General features: G+C 31.2%; 17 protein-coding genes. 11 read left to right on the top strand and 6 right to left on the bottom strand.

The annotated features are described in order from the left end of the window. Positions 1-6: 6 nt before the first annotated feature. The 3 genes from LQ598_RS06950 to LQ598_RS06940 all read right to left on the bottom strand — a co-directional run bounded on the left by LQ598_RS06950 (position 7) and on the right by LQ598_RS06940 (position 3,203). Entirely contained in the window at positions 7-1,521 is a 1,515-nt protein-coding gene (locus LQ598_RS06950; protein WP_107536437.1) for a peptide MFS transporter, read from the bottom strand. A gap of 297 nt (positions 1,522-1,818) precedes the next feature. Then, positions 1,819-2,319: a preQ(1) synthase gene (gene queF, locus LQ598_RS06945; protein WP_016911811.1), complete on the bottom strand. Its 501-nt coding sequence runs from the start codon at positions 2,317-2,319 to the stop codon at positions 1,819-1,821. Continuing rightward, the gene (locus LQ598_RS06940) at positions 2,289-3,203 is read right to left on the bottom strand and encodes a DMT family transporter (RefSeq protein WP_192977891.1); all 915 of its coding nucleotides are present in this window, start codon (positions 3,201-3,203) and stop codon (positions 2,289-2,291) included. The genes queF and LQ598_RS06940 overlap by 31 nt, the downstream gene beginning before the upstream one ends. A gap of 377 nt (positions 3,204-3,580) precedes the next feature. Between LQ598_RS06940 and nrdI the strand changes: the two genes are divergently transcribed. From nrdI to LQ598_RS06900, 8 genes are all read left to right on the top strand, one after another. After that, positions 3,581-3,979, top strand: a complete 399-nt coding sequence (gene nrdI, locus LQ598_RS06935) for a class Ib ribonucleoside-diphosphate reductase assembly flavoprotein NrdI (RefSeq protein ID WP_016911809.1) — start codon at positions 3,581-3,583, stop codon at positions 3,977-3,979. Beyond that, positions 3,942-6,047, top strand: a complete 2,106-nt coding sequence (gene nrdE, locus LQ598_RS06930; protein ID WP_016911808.1) for a class 1b ribonucleoside-diphosphate reductase subunit alpha — start codon at positions 3,942-3,944, stop codon at positions 6,045-6,047. Before nrdI ends, nrdE begins: the two co-directional genes overlap by 38 nt. A gap of 27 nt (positions 6,048-6,074) precedes the next feature. Further along, positions 6,075-7,046, top strand: coding sequence for a class 1b ribonucleoside-diphosphate reductase subunit beta (gene nrdF / locus LQ598_RS06925; protein ID WP_016911807.1), 972 nt, complete (start codon positions 6,075-6,077; stop codon positions 7,044-7,046). 221 nt (positions 7,047-7,267) lie between these two features. Next, positions 7,268-7,684, top strand: coding sequence for a FixH family protein (locus LQ598_RS06920; RefSeq protein WP_169034557.1), 417 nt, complete (start codon positions 7,268-7,270; stop codon positions 7,682-7,684). Positions 7,685-7,810: 126 nt separating this feature from the next. Beyond that, a complete protein-coding gene (locus LQ598_RS06915) occupies positions 7,811-8,782 on the top strand; it encodes an ABC transporter permease (protein WP_016911805.1) in 972 nt (323 codons plus the stop codon). Beyond that, positions 8,772-9,737 (top strand): iron chelate uptake ABC transporter family permease subunit, encoded by a 966-nt coding sequence (locus LQ598_RS06910; protein ID WP_016911804.1) that lies wholly within the window; start codon positions 8,772-8,774, stop codon positions 9,735-9,737. Before LQ598_RS06915 ends, LQ598_RS06910 begins: the two co-directional genes overlap by 11 nt. Then, positions 9,734-10,534, top strand: a complete 801-nt coding sequence (locus LQ598_RS06905; protein WP_016911803.1) for an iron ABC transporter ATP-binding protein — start codon at positions 9,734-9,736, stop codon at positions 10,532-10,534. Before LQ598_RS06910 ends, LQ598_RS06905 begins: the two co-directional genes overlap by 4 nt. A gap of 105 nt (positions 10,535-10,639) precedes the next feature. After that, positions 10,640-11,680 carry a ferrated catecholamine ABC transporter substrate-binding lipoprotein SstD gene (locus LQ598_RS06900; RefSeq protein ID WP_239745383.1) on the top strand — a complete coding sequence of 347 codons (1,041 nt, stop codon included), beginning with the start codon at positions 10,640-10,642 and terminating at the stop codon, positions 11,678-11,680. A gap of 42 nt (positions 11,681-11,722) precedes the next feature. Here the strand turns inward: LQ598_RS06900 and murB are convergent, their stop codons facing one another. After that, entirely contained in the window at positions 11,723-12,643 is a 921-nt protein-coding gene (gene murB / locus LQ598_RS06895; RefSeq protein WP_016911801.1) for a UDP-N-acetylmuramate dehydrogenase, read from the bottom strand. A gap of 70 nt (positions 12,644-12,713) precedes the next feature. Next, on the bottom strand, positions 12,714-13,235 hold the full coding sequence (locus LQ598_RS06890; RefSeq protein ID WP_016911800.1) for a GrpB family protein: 522 nt from the start codon (positions 13,233-13,235) through the stop codon (positions 12,714-12,716). Between the two features lie 96 nt (positions 13,236-13,331). Here LQ598_RS06890 and LQ598_RS06885 point away from each other — a divergent pair, with 96 nt between their 5' ends. Further along, positions 13,332-14,219: an EMYY motif lipoprotein gene (locus LQ598_RS06885; RefSeq protein ID WP_107536545.1), complete on the top strand. Its 888-nt coding sequence runs from the start codon at positions 13,332-13,334 to the stop codon at positions 14,217-14,219. A gap of 43 nt (positions 14,220-14,262) precedes the next feature. On the opposite strand, the gene LQ598_RS06880 is transcribed toward LQ598_RS06885, so the two are convergent. Next, positions 14,263-14,499 carry a hypothetical protein gene (locus tag LQ598_RS06880; protein ID WP_371868295.1) on the bottom strand — a complete coding sequence of 79 codons (237 nt, stop codon included), beginning with the start codon at positions 14,497-14,499 and terminating at the stop codon, positions 14,263-14,265. A gap of 154 nt (positions 14,500-14,653) precedes the next feature. On the opposite strand from LQ598_RS06880, the gene ytxJ reads away from it, so the two are divergent. Together ytxJ and LQ598_RS06870 are read left to right on the top strand one after the other, a co-directional pair. Then, complete coding sequence (gene ytxJ, locus LQ598_RS06875; RefSeq protein ID WP_016911797.1) at positions 14,654-14,974, top strand: bacillithiol system redox-active protein YtxJ; 321 nt, start codon at positions 14,654-14,656, stop codon at positions 14,972-14,974. 99 nt (positions 14,975-15,073) lie between these two features. Then, positions 15,074-16,195 (top strand): glycerate kinase, encoded by a 1,122-nt coding sequence (locus LQ598_RS06870; protein ID WP_103323463.1) that lies wholly within the window; start codon positions 15,074-15,076, stop codon positions 16,193-16,195. Positions 16,196-16,239 lie beyond the last annotated feature (44 nt).

Below are 16,239 nucleotides of genomic sequence, written 5' to 3'. Positions count from 1 at the left end.
TAAGTTCTATTTTATGCCGCCCATCAATGTTTTGATTTTTGGACTAGCTACTAGAAGTAAGATAGCTATAATAATTGCTAAAATACCTGAGTATAAGAAGTAATCGTTAGAACTTATACTCGTGTAAACTTTAACCATTTGAGCATTTAACCCTTGTGCCATAGCATTTGATAAGAACCAAACACTCATCATTTGAGCTGTAAATGCTTTTGGTGCTAATTTTGTTGTTGTTGATAAAGCGATTGGTGAGATACAAAGTTCACCAAGTGTTACTAGTAAGAAACTTGCGAATAACCATACTGGGTTAATTAATGATGAATCACTTGATAAAGGTACAACCATAATGATATATGAAAGACCTGCTAAGAATACACCAATAGAGAACTTATAAACAGTAGGTGGATTGAACTTACCTAGTTTAACCCATAAGATTGAGAATATTGGTGCGAATAGAATGATGAAGAACGGGTTAAGTGACTGGAACCAAGCTGCTGGTATGTTGAAATCAATTGCACCACCAGTTAGTTTAGCCATACTTAATTGTGTTTTAGTATCTGCAAATTGTGCTAATACTGTAGAACCTTGTTCTTGAATCATCCAAAACGCTACTGCAGCTATAAATAATGGTATGTACGCATACACACGTGTACGTTCGTAATCTTCCGTCTTTTTACTTACAGTAATTTTTATAAAGTAATAAATTGGTAATAGAACACCTAGAACTGAAATGAAGTTCGCAAAGTTCGGTAATGTTAATTGACCAAATATACTTAGAATAACGCAGACAATTGCGATGACTACAACGACAATTGCAACGATTTTTGTGATTTTTTTCTTTTCTTCTGAATTTAACGGATCCGGTACTTCTATACCAGCTAGACCTAAATATTTCTTGTTTGTTAAGAAATAAATGATTAAACCGAGAAACATACCTACTGCCGCTACTGCGAAACCAGCATGGAAACCAACGTTAACTTGTAACCAACCGATTAATAGTGGTGATAGTAATGCACCTAAGTTGATAGACATGTAGAAAATTGTAAATGCTGAATCCAATCTTGGATCATTTTTCTCATATAATAAACCAACAGTTGATGAAATGTTAGGTTTCAATAGTCCTGTACCAATGATTAAGAATAAAAGTGCGACTAATAATAAAGTGAAATTGCTCGGTAGTGATAATAGAACATGACCGATCATGATGAGTATTCCACCATAGAATAATGCATGTCGTGTACCTGTAATTCTATCAGCAATCCATCCACCAATGACACCACTCATATAAACAAGTGCACCGTAGATAGATACAATTTGAAGTGCTAAACCTTGATCAATGCCAAATCCGCCTTTTGCTACTGAATAGTAAATGTAGTAGGCAAGAATAGCCTTCATCCCATAATAACTAAATCTTTCCCAAAATTCAGTTAGGAACAATGTTGATAAGCCTTTAGGATGGCCAAAGAAACCAGTACGCGGTGTACTCTGGATAATTTCCTCTTTAGTATAATGTTTGTTACCCATTTTTTACTTCCCCTCATAATAAACTGTATTCATTTTTTAGATGTACTTAAAATTAGCACATGTTAAATTGTAATCGTTTCGTAAAATAAACACAAGTTAAAGATTAACAATATTCATACAATAGTGATTATTTAAAATAATTAAATACAGTAGCGTCAAGGGTTACACGTAATTTAAAAAATATTTAATTTTGTAAGCGTTTTCTTTTACAGATGATTAATATGTCTATATATGTGAAAAATGTAAATGTTATGTAGTAAAAAACCACATCCGCAATAAAGGGATGTGGTATATGAATTATCTGTTATCTATATTTTCAGGATATAAGTCGTGATTCATCATGCGATATTCTGCCATTTTTTCATACTTTGAATCTGGTCTACCGTAGTTCGTATAAGGATCAATTGAAATGCCACCTCGTGGCGTAAATTTACCTAAAACTTCTATATAATGGGGGTCCATTAATTCTATTAAGTCATTCATAATGACATTCATACAATCTTCGTGAAAATCTCCATGGTTTCTAAAGCTAAACAGATATAATTTTAAAGATTTAGATTCTACCATTTTTACATTTGGAATATAAGAAATATAAATAGTAGCAAAATCCGGTTGTCCAGTGATTGGGCATAATGATGTGAATTCTGGACAATTAAATTTAACGAAGTAATCTCTACCTTGGTGTTTGTTGTCAAACACTTCTAAAACCTCTGGCGTATATTGATCATGATATTGATTGTTTTGATTCCCTAATAATGTGATATCTTTTAATTCTTCTTTATTTCTTCCCTCTGACATTGTGATTCTCCTTTTGAAATGGATTGTTTCGGTTTTGGATTTCTTTGAGCTTTTCTGAACATATAATAGCCTGCAAGGAATATAATGATATATCCTAGATAACTTAATAAATCGGGTACCTCTTTAAATATGATGAAACCGAGTAAAGCACTAAATATTACAGATGCATATACAAATATTGAAATATCTTTAGCAGCGGCAAAACTATATGCGATTGTTATGCCAAACTGACCAATTGTTGCGAACACACCCGACATTAACAATATGATAACTTGTGATGTCGTCATCGGTTCAAATGTAAATATGACAAATGGGATTAATGCGACTGTTGAAAAGAATGAAAAATAAAAAACTGTTGTATAAGATTTTTCGCGTTGTCCTAATGGTCTTAAAGCTGTGTACGCGCCAGCAGCAAAAATACCTGATAGTAATCCGATAATTGCAGGGGTTGTATCTGAATCAAATGTAGGTTTAATGATGAAAAGTGCACCTGCAATTGCAACAACCATTGCAATAATTTGATATTTCCGAGCTTTTTCATTTAAAAACAATGCACAAAGTAGTATAGTCCAGAATGGATTTAATTTCATTAACATGTCTGCATCACTTAAAACCATATGATCGATTGCATAAATATTGAGCAACACACCAATTAAACCAAGTGTGGAACGTAATATAAGCAATGGTTGGTTTTCTAATTTCCCGAAAAAGGGTGCTTTAAATTTGATAACGAAGTAAATGGGTACAATCATCGCAATAAGGTTTCTAAAGAGTGATTTTTGAAAAACCGGTAAGTCACCAGAAAGTCTGAAGAATACAGCCATTAAACTAAATCCTATTGATGAAATGAGTATGGCTATTATTCCTTTAACTGTAGAGTTCATTTATACACCTTCCAATTTTTATCAATGAACATATATTATCATAATTCACTTTAAAAAGTATATGTCTTGTTAACGCATTTGGATTCTAAATATAAATTTTAAATGAAAGATATTTTTAAATGTTGATATAGCAATGTTTATTAGAAGATGTAGGAAAGTCAAGCCTATTTTTTTATAAAAATTAAGGTATTATAAGTGTTATGAATCATTTATAGTGTTATAATAAAACACACAATATAGTATGTGCATAAGAAATTGAACACTATATCTTGTGTTTTGCACATTTAGTACAAAAATGAATAAAGTGTTAAAATTTTTGTATTTTTAATTTTATAAATACAATTTGTTAAGTATATATATGTGGTAGGTGAAAGTTTATGAAGATAATTTATTACTCTTTAACAGGTAATGTAAGACGGTTCATTCAGAGGGCTGGATTGTCTGATACAATGGCTCTCACTGAGGCTAACAAAACAAATGTAATAAACGAACCATTTATAATGGTTACAGGTACAATTGGATTCGGCCAAGTACCTGACACTGTGCAAGATTTCTTGAATGTAAATCATCAACATCTTAGAGCGGTAGCAGGTAGTGGAAATAGAAATTGGGGACAGAATTTCGCGAAAGCAAGTGAAGAAATCGCGAATAAATATCATGTCCCTTTATTGATGAAATTTGAATTACACGGTAACCAAGAAATAGCAGATGAATTTAAAGAAAAGGTGGTTAATCTCTATGAAAATGATCAACAAACAACAGAAAAATCATATTGAATTAAACAATAAAGTAACTAAAAGAAGAGAAGACGGCTTTTTCGATATTGAAAAAGATCAAGAAGCTTTAGAAGTATATTTAGAAGAAATAGCAGAAAAAACAATCCAATTTAATGATCCAATGGAACGCTTGCACTTTTTAGTTGATCAAGACTTCTATTATGATTTATTTAAAGAATACAGTGAAGAATCACTTAAAGAGATCAACCAGTTTGCAGATTCAATTCCTTTTCAATTTGCAAGTTATATGTCAGCAAGTAAATTTTTCAAAGATTATGCATTAAAGACTAATGATAAATCCGAATATCTAGAAACATATAAAGAACACGTTATTATTGTGGCGCTATATTTAGCTAAAGGTAATGTTAAACAAGCTAAGCAATTTGTTGAAGGTATGATCGAACAACGTATTCAACCTGCAACACCAACATTCTTAAATGCTGGTAGAGCAAGACGTGGTGAGTTAGTCAGTTGTTTCTTACTAGAAGCAGATGATAGTTTAAATTCAATTAACTTTATCGATTCAACTGCTAAACAATTGAGTAAAATTGGTGGCGGTGTAGCTATTAATTTATCTAAATTACGTGCTCGTGGTGAAGCAATCAAAGGCATTAAAGGGGTAGCTAAAGGCGTACTTCCAGTTGCGAAATCATTAGAAGGTGGATTTAGTTATGCTGATCAGCTTGGTCAAAGACCTGGTGCAGGTGCAGTTTATTTAAACATCTTCCACTATGACGTACTAGAATTTTTAGATACTAAAAAAGTTAACGCTGATGAAGATATTAGACTTTCAACAATATCTACAGGCTTAATCGTTCCTTCAAAATTCTTTGATCTTGCTAAAGAAGGTAAAGATTTCTATATGTTTGCACCTCACACTGTTGAACGTGAATATGGTGTAACGCTAGACGATATTAACCTTGATGAATATTATGATGAGCTTGTTGCAAATCCTAATGTTATTAAAAAAGCTAAAGACGCTCGTGATATGCTCAATACAATTGCGCAAACACAATTACAATCAGGTTATCCTTATTTGATGTTCAAAGACAATGCGAATAAAGTACATCCGAACGCAAATATTGGTCAAATTAAAATGAGTAACTTATGTACGGAAATTTTCCAATTACAAGAGACATCTATTATTAATGATTACGGAACAGAAGATGAAATTAAACGTGATATTTCATGTAACTTAGGATCATTAAATATCGTGAATGTAATGGAATCTAAGAAATTTAAAGATTCAGTTCATATCGGAATGGACGCATTAACAGTTGTTTCTGATGATACAGAAATTAAAAATGCTCCAGGTGTGAGAAAAGCGAACAGTGAATTACATTCAGTTGGCTTAGGCGTTATGAATTTACATGGTTATTTAGCTAAAAACAAAATTGGCTATGAGTCTGAGCAAGCAAAAGACTTTGCTAATGTATTCTTTATGACTATGAATTACTATTCTATTCAACGTTCAATGGAAATTGCGAAAGAAAGACAAGAAACGTATGTTGATTTCGATAAATCTGATTATGCTTCAGGTAAATATTTTGAAAAATACATTCAAAATGATATTAAACCACAATTTGATAATGTTACAGCATTATTTGAAGGCATTGACGTTCCAACAGCTGAAGATTGGAAAGCATTAGCAGAAGCGGTTAAAGAGAATGGATTATATCACGCGTACAGACTTGCTATTGCACCAACTCAAAGTATTTCATATGTGCAAAATGCTACAAGTTCAGTAATGCCTATCGTAGACCAAATTGAAAGAAGAACATATGGTAATGCAGAAACATTCTATCCAATGCCATTCTTATCACCAGAAACGATGTGGTATTACAAATCAGCATTTAATACAGATCAAATGAAATTAATTGATTTAATTGCAACAATTCAAGAGCACGTAGACCAAGGTATTTCTACAATCTTATATGTTAATTCAGAAATTTCTACACGTGAACTTTCAAGATTATATGTATATGCTCACCATAAAGGTTTGAAATCACTTTACTATACACGTAATAAATTATTAAGTGTTGAAGAATGTACAAGTTGCTCAATTTAATCATTTTAATAAGATAGGAGATCTAACATGAAGGCAGTAAATTGGAATACACAAGAAGATATGACAAATATGTTCTGGCGTCAAAACATCTCACAAATGTGGGTTGAATCAGAATTTAAAGTATCTAAAGATATAGCAAGTTGGGAAACACTTACAGAACCTGAAAAAAATGCATTTAAAAAAGCATTGGCAGGACTTACAGGTTTAGATACACATCAAGCAGATGATGGAATGCCACTAATAATGATGCACACGAGCGATTTACGTAAAAAAGCTGTGTATTCATTTATGGGCATGATGGAACAAGTACATGCGAAAAGTTATTCTCATATATTCACAACATTGTTACCATCTAGCGAAACAAACGAACTATTAGATACATGGGTTGTAGAAGAACCACATCTAAAATACAAATCAGATATAATTGTAGGAAACTACCATAAACTGTGGACTAAAGAAGCTTCTGTATATGATCAATATATGGCTAGGGTATCAAGTGTGTTCTTAGAAACATTCTTATTCTACTCAGGTTTCTATTATCCTTTATATTTAGCTGGACAAGGTCGTATGACAACTTCAGGTGAAATTATTCGTAAAATATTATTAGATGAATCGATTCATGGTGTGTTTACAGGATTAGATGCACAAAGTCTGAAAAATGAACTTTCACAAGACGAACAAATTAAAGCTGATAGAGAAATGTATCGTATGCTTGATTTACTATATAAAAATGAATACGAATATACTAAAATGTTGTACGATGAAATAGGATTAACGAATGACGTAATGAACTATGTAACATATAATGCCAACAAAGCATTAGCAAACTTAGGATTCGAACCTTACTATGAAGAAAAAGCATTCAATCCGATTATAGAGAATGCTTTAAATACAAGCACTAAGAACCATGACTTCTTCAGTGTTAAAGGTGACGGTTACGTAATAGCATTAAACGTAGAATCACTTACAGATGACGACTTCGTCTTTGATGAAAAATAAAAGTTTAGGACATTAACATCCTAGATTAATATAAAAGAGCGTAAATTCTTCGAAAATAAGAGTTTACGCTCTTTTTACTATATTGTTTGCACACTTCGTCTTAAATGATCTTTTATAATTGATAGGGGTTAAAAAGTTAACATATTTTTCATTATTTATTGAATTTAAAATGGATTTATTGTTTATAATGAGTGTAATAGCATGAAAGGTGGATTTTACTCATGAAAAGAATTGTGATAAGTATTTTAACGGTATTAATAATTTCTGTGCTTGCTGCATGTGGAAATGATAAGAAGGAAGATGAGCATAATCATTCAGAACATAAGTCTTCTGATAAACCTCAAGCTTTGGAAGTAGCTTTAAATGTGCCTAAAGAAGCTAAGAGTGGAGAAGAAGTTGAATTATCAGCGGAAGTTAAACTTGGGGATGAAAAGGTTAAAGATGCAGATGAAGTAATGTTTGAAATTGTTAAAGATGGGGACAAGGCTTCTTCTGAAATGAAGAAAGTTAAAGAAAATAAAGATGGCGTATATACTTTGAAATATAAGTTTAAAGAAGCTGGTAAATACAATGTAACGAGCCATGTTACAGCTAGGGATCAACATACAATGCCTAATCAAAATATTAATATTAAATAATTATTAAAGAGTAGTGGAATATAATTCCATTGCTCTTTTTTTAAAATAGCATTGCATTTAATTTTATTCTTCATTACAATAGAGATAATGATAATCGTTATCAACTAATGAGAAGTAGGGTGTGACATGGGAAAGTTTTTAATGCGTTTAGATGTTTTAGCTATATTATTAGTAATCGCAACATTTTTCTCGATTTTTATAGGTGTCTCTGAGGTAAAACCTTTACATATATTTAATCTATCTGATGAACAAAAAAATATATTAGTATCGAGTAGGATTCCAAGAACAGTGAGTATTATTATTTCGGGTAGCTCTTTAGCAATTTGTGGGCTTATTATGCAACAGCTCACGCGTAATAAATTTGTTTCACCAACAACGGCTGGAACAATGGACTGGGCTAGATTAGGTATTTTAATTTCATTAATTGCTTTTCCAGAGGCAAATATATTAGTTAAATTACTATTTGCTACATTGTTGAGTTTGTTAGGAACAATGTTATTCATGCAAATTCTACAAAGAATTCAATTCAAAGATGTCATATTCATTCCACTAGTTGGTATTATGCTCGGAAATATTGTTTCTAGTTTTTCATCTTTTGTTGCTTTAAGAACGAATGCTGTGCAAAGTATAGGGAATTTCATGCAAGGTAATTTTTCAATTATTACAAGTGGTAGATATGAAATTTTATATATAAGTATTCCGTTATTGATTCTTGCATTTATATTTGCAAATCAATTTACGATTGCTGGAATGGGTAAAGATTTTAGTGTGAACTTAGGACTTAATTATCAAAAAGTCGTAAATATCGGGTTGATTATCGCATCAATTATTACCGCGCTCGTTGTTGTAACAGTTGGGATGATGCCTTTCTTAGGATTGATTATTCCAAACTTAATATCAATGTTTAGAGGTGATCATTTAAAAAATGCACTTCCACATACAGCTATTTTCGGCGCATTGTTTGTTATGATTTGTGATGTATTAGGTAGACTCATCATTTTCCCTTATGAAATTACAATTGGATTAACGATTGGTGTAATTGGTAGTTTTATTTTTATAGTAATGCTGATGAAAGGACGATCAAGAAATGCTCAATAAATTATCACCTGTACATAAATTAATCCTTTTATCTGTATTAACACTACTGATTGCAGCATTGTATTTGTTTTATAATATTAATCCAAATATTCTAGAGTATCAATTAACGGGGCGTGTAAGAAAAGTAATTGCTATGTTATTAGTAGGTGGAAGTATTGCGGTGTCTACAGTAGTTTTCCAAACGATTACGAATAACAGGATTTTAACACCATCTATTATAGGTTTAGATGCTGTATATATGTTTATTAAGACTTCTTTAATATTTGTATTTGGTTCAACTTCGACAATTGTATTAAACTATCAATTGAATTTTATAATTACGCTTGTCGGCATGATTTTATTTAGTTTGTTTTTATTCCAAATATTATTTAGATCTAAAGACCAGAATGTATTCTTCATATTATTATTAGGTATTGTGTTTGGTACATTCTTCTCTAGTTTATCTAGCTTTATTGAAATGATGATTGATCCTGAAGAATTTTTATCTATACAAAGTGCAATGTTTGCAAGTTTTAGTGCTATTAATGAAAAGTTGCTCGTAATATCAGGTACAGCACTTTTAATCATGATTGTAATAGCATTTAAGATTAAGCCATATTTAGATGTATTGTCATTAGGAAGAGATCATGCCATCAATCTTGGCGTTAATTATATGAATGTGACGAGATGGCTCATGGTTATGGTTGCATTGCTTGTTACAATTTCAACTGCGCTTGTAGGTCCTATTACATTTTTAGGTCTACTCGTCGTTAATTTAGCACATGAGTTTATGAAAGAATTTGAACACAAATATATACTGCCAGCTTCTATACTCATAAGTTGGATCAGTTTGTTTTTAGGTCAATGGGTAGTCGAACACATATTTGAAGGAAACACAGAAATTAGTATCATGATTAACTTTATAGGCGGTATTTACTTTATATTCTTAATTTTAAAGGAGCGTAATGTAGCATGATTAAAGTTCAAGGTTTAACAAAAGCTTATCATCAGAGCAAAGTCGTTGATGACGTTGATATAGAAATTGAAAAAGGTAAAATCACTTCTTTTATTGGACCGAATGGTGCTGGGAAAAGTACGGTTTTAGCTATGGTTAGCCGATTGATTGAAACAGATGAAGGTAATATTAAAATAGATAACCAAGATATCTCTTCAATGAAAAGTAATGAACTTGCTAAAAAGCTCTCTATTTTAAAACAAACGAACCATACAGAACTTAAGATTTCTGTAAGACAACTTGTGAGTTTTGGTAGATTTCCTTATTCAAAAGGTAAATTAAAAAAAGAAGACCATATCATGATTGATAAAGCATTAGAATATTTAGGATTAACGAACATTCAAAATAAATATTTAGGTGAGTTATCTGGTGGGCAAAAACAAAGAGCATATATTGCGATGACAATCGCTCAAGATACAGATTATATATTATTAGACGAACCATTAAATAATTTAGACATGAAACATTCTGTACAAATTATGAAAATTTTAAGAAGACTTGTTAAAGAAATGAACAAAACGATTGTGATTGTGATACACGATATTAATTTTGCATCTTGTTACTCGGATAAAATTATTGCGATTAAAGAAGGTAAAGTAGAAATAGCAGGCCTTAAAAATGAGGTTATCAATGAACCAGTATTGAGTGATATTTATGATTTAGATATTAAAATAGAAGAAATTAATGGTCAACGTATATGCGTTTATTTTGATAATGAATACATTGAAGCAGATGAAATAAAAACGTTAGCGATGTAATGGATTAAGTTTCATACATTGAAGGGAGTGATGCTTGATATTAGATGGGCAGATAGGTTTTTGGACACATTTTACATCATTCAATCAGAAGGAGAATCATAGTCAATGAAAAAAGTATTCAGTTTTATATTAATTGCAGTATTATCAGTAGTACTTGTGGCATGTGGAAGTAACTCAAGCAGCAAAGAGGAAAAATCATCAAAAGATGATACTAAAAGTGAGTCAAAAACAATAGAAATTCAATCGAAATATCAAGTTCGCGGTGAGAAGAAAGATGGCAGTGATTCTAAAAATATCGAAGAAAAAGTTAAAGTACCAGTTAATCCTAAAAAAGTAGTTGTATTAGATTATGGTGCTTTAGATACAGTTGAAGCTTTAGGTGTAAAAGATACAGTTAAAGGTGCTCCCAAAGGGGAAGGTGGCGCATCATTACCTGACTTCTTAAATACATTTAAAGGTGACGACGTTGTTAACACTGGTTCAGTAAAAGAAGTAAACTATGATAAAATAGCTGAAATCCAACCAGACTTAATCTTGTTCTCTGGCCGTACAGCTGGTACAGAAGTACAAGATGAATTGAAAAAAGCAGCTCCAGATGCAGCGAGATTATATGTTGGTGCAGATGATAAAGATTTATTAAATTCAGTTGAAGAAAATACGACGAATTTAGGTAAGATCTTTGATAAAGAAGATAAAGCAAAAGAATTAAATGCAGATTTAGATAAAAAAGTGAAAACAGCTAAAGCAAAAGCTAAAAAAGTAGACGACAAAGCAATGTTCTTATTAGTTAACGAAGGTGAATTATCTACATATGGTCCAGGTGCTCGATTTGGTAGCTTAATTTATGACGTATTAGATATTAAACCTGTCGATAAAAATATTAAAGCAAGCGGCCACGGACAACCAATCAGTTATGAATATGTTACTGAGAAAAATCCAGGTATCATTTATGCAATGGATAGAGGTAAAGCTATTGGTGGTAAAGAAAGTTCAAACAAAGCATTATCAAATGATGTCATTAAAGATGTAGATGCTATTAAAAATGATAAAGTCATTAATGTTGATCCAGAATTATGGTACTTAGCTTCAGGTGGCGTAAGAACAACTGAAAAACAAGTAGACGAAGTCATTAAAGGTTTAGAATAAAAGTAAAAAAGACAAGCGATATTAATTAATCGCTTGTCTTTTTTAATCTTTTAATCTTTCTCCGATGATTCTTACTTCTCTTTTTAATTCTACGTCAAATTTTTCTTTAACTACGCTTTGGACATGTTTAATGATGTTTTCATAGTCTGTGGCTGTACCATTATCTACATTCACGATAAATCCGGCATGCTTAGTAGATACTTCTACGCCACCAATTCTATGACCTTGTAGTCCTGCATCTTGAATAAGTTTACCAGCAAAATGATTAGGTGGTCTTTGGAAGACACTTCCACATGAAGGATATTCTAATGGTTGTTTATCTTCACGACGTTGTGTTAAGTCATCCATAGTTGCTTGAATTGAATTAATGTCACCGTCTTTTAATTTGAATGTTGCTTCTAATACGACTAAATGTTTTCGTTGAACAATGCTTGTACGATAGTCTAATTCTAAATCTTCACCTTTAATGACGTGTAATTGACCTGTATCATCTACCGCCTTAATGTAATCTATACAATCTTTCACTTCGCCGCCATATGCACCAGCATTCATGTATACTGCTCCACCAACAGAACCTGGTATCCCACAGGCAAATTCTAAACCTGTTAAATGATGATTTCTAGCACGTCTAGATACATCAATAATAGCTGCGCCGCTTCCGCAAGTAATGGATTGATTATTAACGGTTATTTGATTGAATTGTAATAAGCTTATAACAATGCCTCTTATACCACCATCTCGAATGATGATATTTGAACCATTTCCTAAAAATGTTAATGGAATTTGATTATTATATGCAAATTCTATAATCTTTTGTACTTCTATATGTGAAGTGGGTGATAAATAAAAGTCCGCTTTGCCACCAGTTTTAGTGAATGTATATCTTTTTAGTGGCTCGTCTACCTTTATAAGTGATTTAGGGAGGAAAGTAGTTAACGCCTCCAAAATAGTATGATTATCCAACGTACGACGTCCTTTCTTTATTGTGCGCTTAATACTATTATATCAAGATTTATAATCTTAAGCTAATAGGTTATTTTTTATGTTTATTTATGAGTTGTTGAAACCATTTTTGTTTTTGGTTTTCATAGTCTTTAATACTTCTAGAATTATGTAAAGCCTCTATCTTAAATGATTCGAAAGTCTTTATAATATTTGTATCATTTGTTAAAAGTGCCTCTACAGTTAAATAATCATATAACATTTGGTTGTTTTGTTCAACAATATGTAAACGTGCAATTTGATTTAACGCAACCATGTCTTGAAATTGAGCCATTATAATTTTTTTGTGATAGCCATTATGCAATCGATATATTTGATGATAGTTTAGTCTTTTTTCGTCTAAGCTCGTAATGTCATGTAACGACTTTACTGTTACAAGAACATCAATAATTGGCTCAGTAGAATAATGTGTTTGCTTAGTGCCACCTATGTGATAGACTGCTATCACTGGCGAATCTAACAGTTCCAATAATAATTGTTGAATCATTTTAAATTTTGGTTTAAAATCATCTGATGATTGTAATTGAATAAAGGGCTGTGGAAGTTTTAACATAAGTACTCCTTTCTATAACACATACATGAATATATAATATAACATTTTCATTATCCATGAAATTATGTATAATACAAGGGAAGCAGAGGTGCAATGATGAAAATTAAATTACTTTATTTAATGATGTTTGTTCTTGTCTTAATTATTGCAGCTTGTAGTAATGAATTACATTCAGATCTTCAAAAGTATAAAAGGGATATGAAACCTATTTATAAAAAAGAAAATTCAATTCTTAAAGATATAGATGAATTAAGATTAAACCAGTTAGATCAACTTATAGGTACAGAAGTAACAGTTGAGAAACGTAAAGAGTTGAATGAACTTCAAGATAAGCTTGAAAAGCGGATTATACCTGAAGTTAAAGATCTTAGAAAACAAGCTGAAAATATAAATGTAAGCACAAATGAAGTTAAAGATGCTCATAATATTTACATGAGTAACGTGAAAAAGAAAGAAGAAACAATAACAGAGTTAAATGAATACATTTCATTATTTAAGCAATCTATTAAATCTAATGAAAAAATATTAGAATATACAAATATTTTTGAGCAAAATAAATCTGACGCTGAAAAAAATGCGAAGCTAGCTAAAAATAATCCTGAAGACAAAGAAGATTATGAAGCGCTCGTATCAGTAATTGATAAAAATAGTGAAGAGTTAAGTACCAAAGCTAAATATTTAAACGAAACTCAAAATGTTCAAGATAGAGCAGATTATATTGAAAAAGAGATTATTCCACTATTTTCAAAAAATGTGAAATCATTGAATCAAACGAATATATCATCTAAAAGAGTTAACCAAATGAGACAAGCTCAAATAGAAGTGTATTATACGCTTATTAATTACTATAAAGAACGCAAAAAAGGTATTATAATTGAAGAAAAACTTCAAAAAGTACAAGTAGCAAATGGTGTAAGTTCTCAGTTTAGTTATCTAGGCAAAGATGAAAAATACGACAAAGCGATTGAAAGATTAAACAAATAAACACACCAAATACATTGTTTTGTGTAATCGGTGTGTTTTTTATTTATTTTTTATTTATTGTTTCTTTATCGTTACGGTTCTTTGATAGATAGATGTTTTTACCAACAAGTGATATGAACCAAATAGTAAATGCGATGATAAGAATGTACGATAATGCAGGTTGATTTTTAAAATCAAATAAAAACAGGATAGAAATAATAAGTAAACATGCATTAATAGTATCAATCATGCCCCATCTTTTAATAAGGATGGGTGTCGTATTTTTGGACAAATCTTGCACCTCCTTAATATATAACTAGTATACCAAAGTTGTGTTGTGGTTAATATTGTAGATTACGGGTAGAGATAATTAATAAAATAGAATTTGCCATATAAATGGATAAATGATATAGTGTTCAATTGTATTGGTTAAATTATGATAGAGGTGAATTAAAATGGTCGTGAAATTAACTTCCATCGATCAATTTGAAAAAGTACTCAATGATAATCCAAACGTATTTGTTATGAAACACAGCAGTACTTGTCCTATTTCAGCAAGTGCATATGATCAATTTAACAAATTCTTATATGAAAGAGACATGGACGGTTATTACGTAATTGTTCAAGAAGAAAGAGAATTGTCTGATTATATAGCTGACAAAACTGGAGTCAAACATGAATCGCCGCAAGCATTTTATTTTGTAAACGGGAATGCTGAATGGGATGCGAGTCATGAAAATATCACAGTAGCAAGTTTATCGAAAGCAGAAGAGTAATACTAATAATAAGCAAACAGTCAAAAGACTGTTTGTTTTTTGTTAATTGCGCAAAAAAACAGTATAATGAATTAAGATAAAAAGCATGAGGTGAAAATTATGAGAGTATTAGTTGCGATGGATGAGTTTGATAGTATTTTATCTAGTTACCATGCAAATCGATTTGTCGAAGAAGCAATAAAGTCTCAATTTAATGAAGCGGATATTGTCCAAGTTCCATTATTTAATGGACAAAGAGAAGTTATAGATTCAGTATTATTATGGCAATCTGGCACGAAATATTCAGTGAATCATCATGATGCGGATATGAGACCAAAATCATCTGTTTACGTCGTGACAGAGAAAAATATAACGGTAGTAGAGGCAGGGAATATCCTAACTTCGAGTGAAGAAGTCAAGAACCCGCTTAATACATCTTCATATGGATTAGGGGAAGTCATCTTAGAAGCACTAAATGAAGATAGTGAAGAAATGTTGATATCTGTAGGTAATGTGGCGAGTTACGATGGCGGACTTGGTATGTTACAAGCATTAGGTGCTAAATTCTACGATGCTGAAGGAAGCTTAGTAGATATTAGTAAAGGTGCTAAATGGATTAAATATATTAGAACAATTGATTTATATGATTTAGATAAAAGATTAAATAATAAAAACATTAAAGTGATTACAGACTTTGAGTCTAAATACTACGGTAAAAATAGCCGTGTTATGAAAGAACTAGAATTGAATCAAATCACTTCAGAAGATGCGACTTCAATCGATAATGCTTTATGGTATATAAGTGAATTATTTAAAAGTCAGCATAAAATATTACTAGGTAAAGAAGAACGTGGCGGATCAGGAAGTGGTTTAGCAGCTTTATTTAATAGTTTATGGAACGCTCAACTTGTAACAGGTGGGGATGTTGTAAATGAACTGACATATTTAGATCAATTAATAGAGCAAGCAGATTTAGTTGTATTTGGTGAAGGCTTGAAACCGAATCAACAACTGTTGGAAACAACGTCAGTGAGAATAGCTGAAATCTGTAAAAAATACAACAAAATAAATATTGCGATATGTGCCACAGATGAAAAGTTCAATCAATATATAGAGCAAGATGTGACAGCAATGTTTAAAGTATTTAACAAAGACCAATATACAATGAGTGATTTAGAAATGGGTATCGCGTTAAGACACTTAACAACACAATCACTTAGACTAGTAAAGACTTCATTATAAATAACGGACAGATATTAAAAAGAGCAGAAATTCATTTGTACAAA

The sequence above is a fragment of the Mammaliicoccus sp. F-M27 genome (assembly GCF_022387115.1).
Taxonomy (GTDB): Bacteria; Bacillota; Bacilli; order Staphylococcales; family Staphylococcaceae; genus Mammaliicoccus; species Mammaliicoccus vitulinus.
This window is presented reverse-complemented; position numbering and strand designations above follow the sequence as displayed.

What these genes read in the sequence shown, in the direction of transcription:
- LQ598_RS06915 (WP_016911805.1), top strand. Translation starts at nt 7,811, where the DNA reads ATGGGAAAGTTTTTAATGCGTTTAGATGTTTTAGCTATATTATTAGTA.
- LQ598_RS06885 (WP_107536545.1), top strand. Translation starts at nt 13,332, where the DNA reads ATGAAAATTAAATTACTTTATTTAATGATGTTTGTTCTTGTCTTAATT.
- LQ598_RS06910 (WP_016911804.1), top strand. Translation starts at nt 8,772, where the DNA reads ATGCTCAATAAATTATCACCTGTACATAAATTAATCCTTTTATCTGTA.
- queF (WP_016911811.1), bottom strand. Translation starts at nt 2,319, where the DNA reads ATGTCAGAGGGAAGAAATAAAGAAGAATTAAAAGATATCACATTATTA.
- ytxJ (WP_016911797.1), top strand. Translation starts at nt 14,654, where the DNA reads ATGGTCGTGAAATTAACTTCCATCGATCAATTTGAAAAAGTACTCAAT.
- LQ598_RS06890 (WP_016911800.1), bottom strand. Translation starts at nt 13,235, where the DNA reads ATGTTAAAACTTCCACAGCCCTTTATTCAATTACAATCATCAGATGAT.
- LQ598_RS06950 (WP_107536437.1), bottom strand. Translation starts at nt 1,521, where the DNA reads ATGGGTAACAAACATTATACTAAAGAGGAAATTATCCAGAGTACACCG.
- nrdF (WP_016911807.1), top strand. Translation starts at nt 6,075, where the DNA reads ATGAAGGCAGTAAATTGGAATACACAAGAAGATATGACAAATATGTTC.
- LQ598_RS06870 (WP_103323463.1), top strand. Translation starts at nt 15,074, where the DNA reads ATGAGAGTATTAGTTGCGATGGATGAGTTTGATAGTATTTTATCTAGT.
- LQ598_RS06940 (WP_192977891.1), bottom strand. Translation starts at nt 3,203, where the DNA reads ATGAACTCTACAGTTAAAGGAATAATAGCCATACTCATTTCATCAATA.
- LQ598_RS06920 (WP_169034557.1), top strand. Translation starts at nt 7,268, where the DNA reads ATGAAAAGAATTGTGATAAGTATTTTAACGGTATTAATAATTTCTGTG.
- nrdE (WP_016911808.1), top strand. Translation starts at nt 3,942, where the DNA reads ATGAAAATGATCAACAAACAACAGAAAAATCATATTGAATTAAACAAT.
- LQ598_RS06900 (WP_239745383.1), top strand. Translation starts at nt 10,640, where the DNA reads ATGAAAAAAGTATTCAGTTTTATATTAATTGCAGTATTATCAGTAGTA.
- nrdI (WP_016911809.1), top strand. Translation starts at nt 3,581, where the DNA reads ATGAAGATAATTTATTACTCTTTAACAGGTAATGTAAGACGGTTCATT.
- LQ598_RS06905 (WP_016911803.1), top strand. Translation starts at nt 9,734, where the DNA reads ATGATTAAAGTTCAAGGTTTAACAAAAGCTTATCATCAGAGCAAAGTC.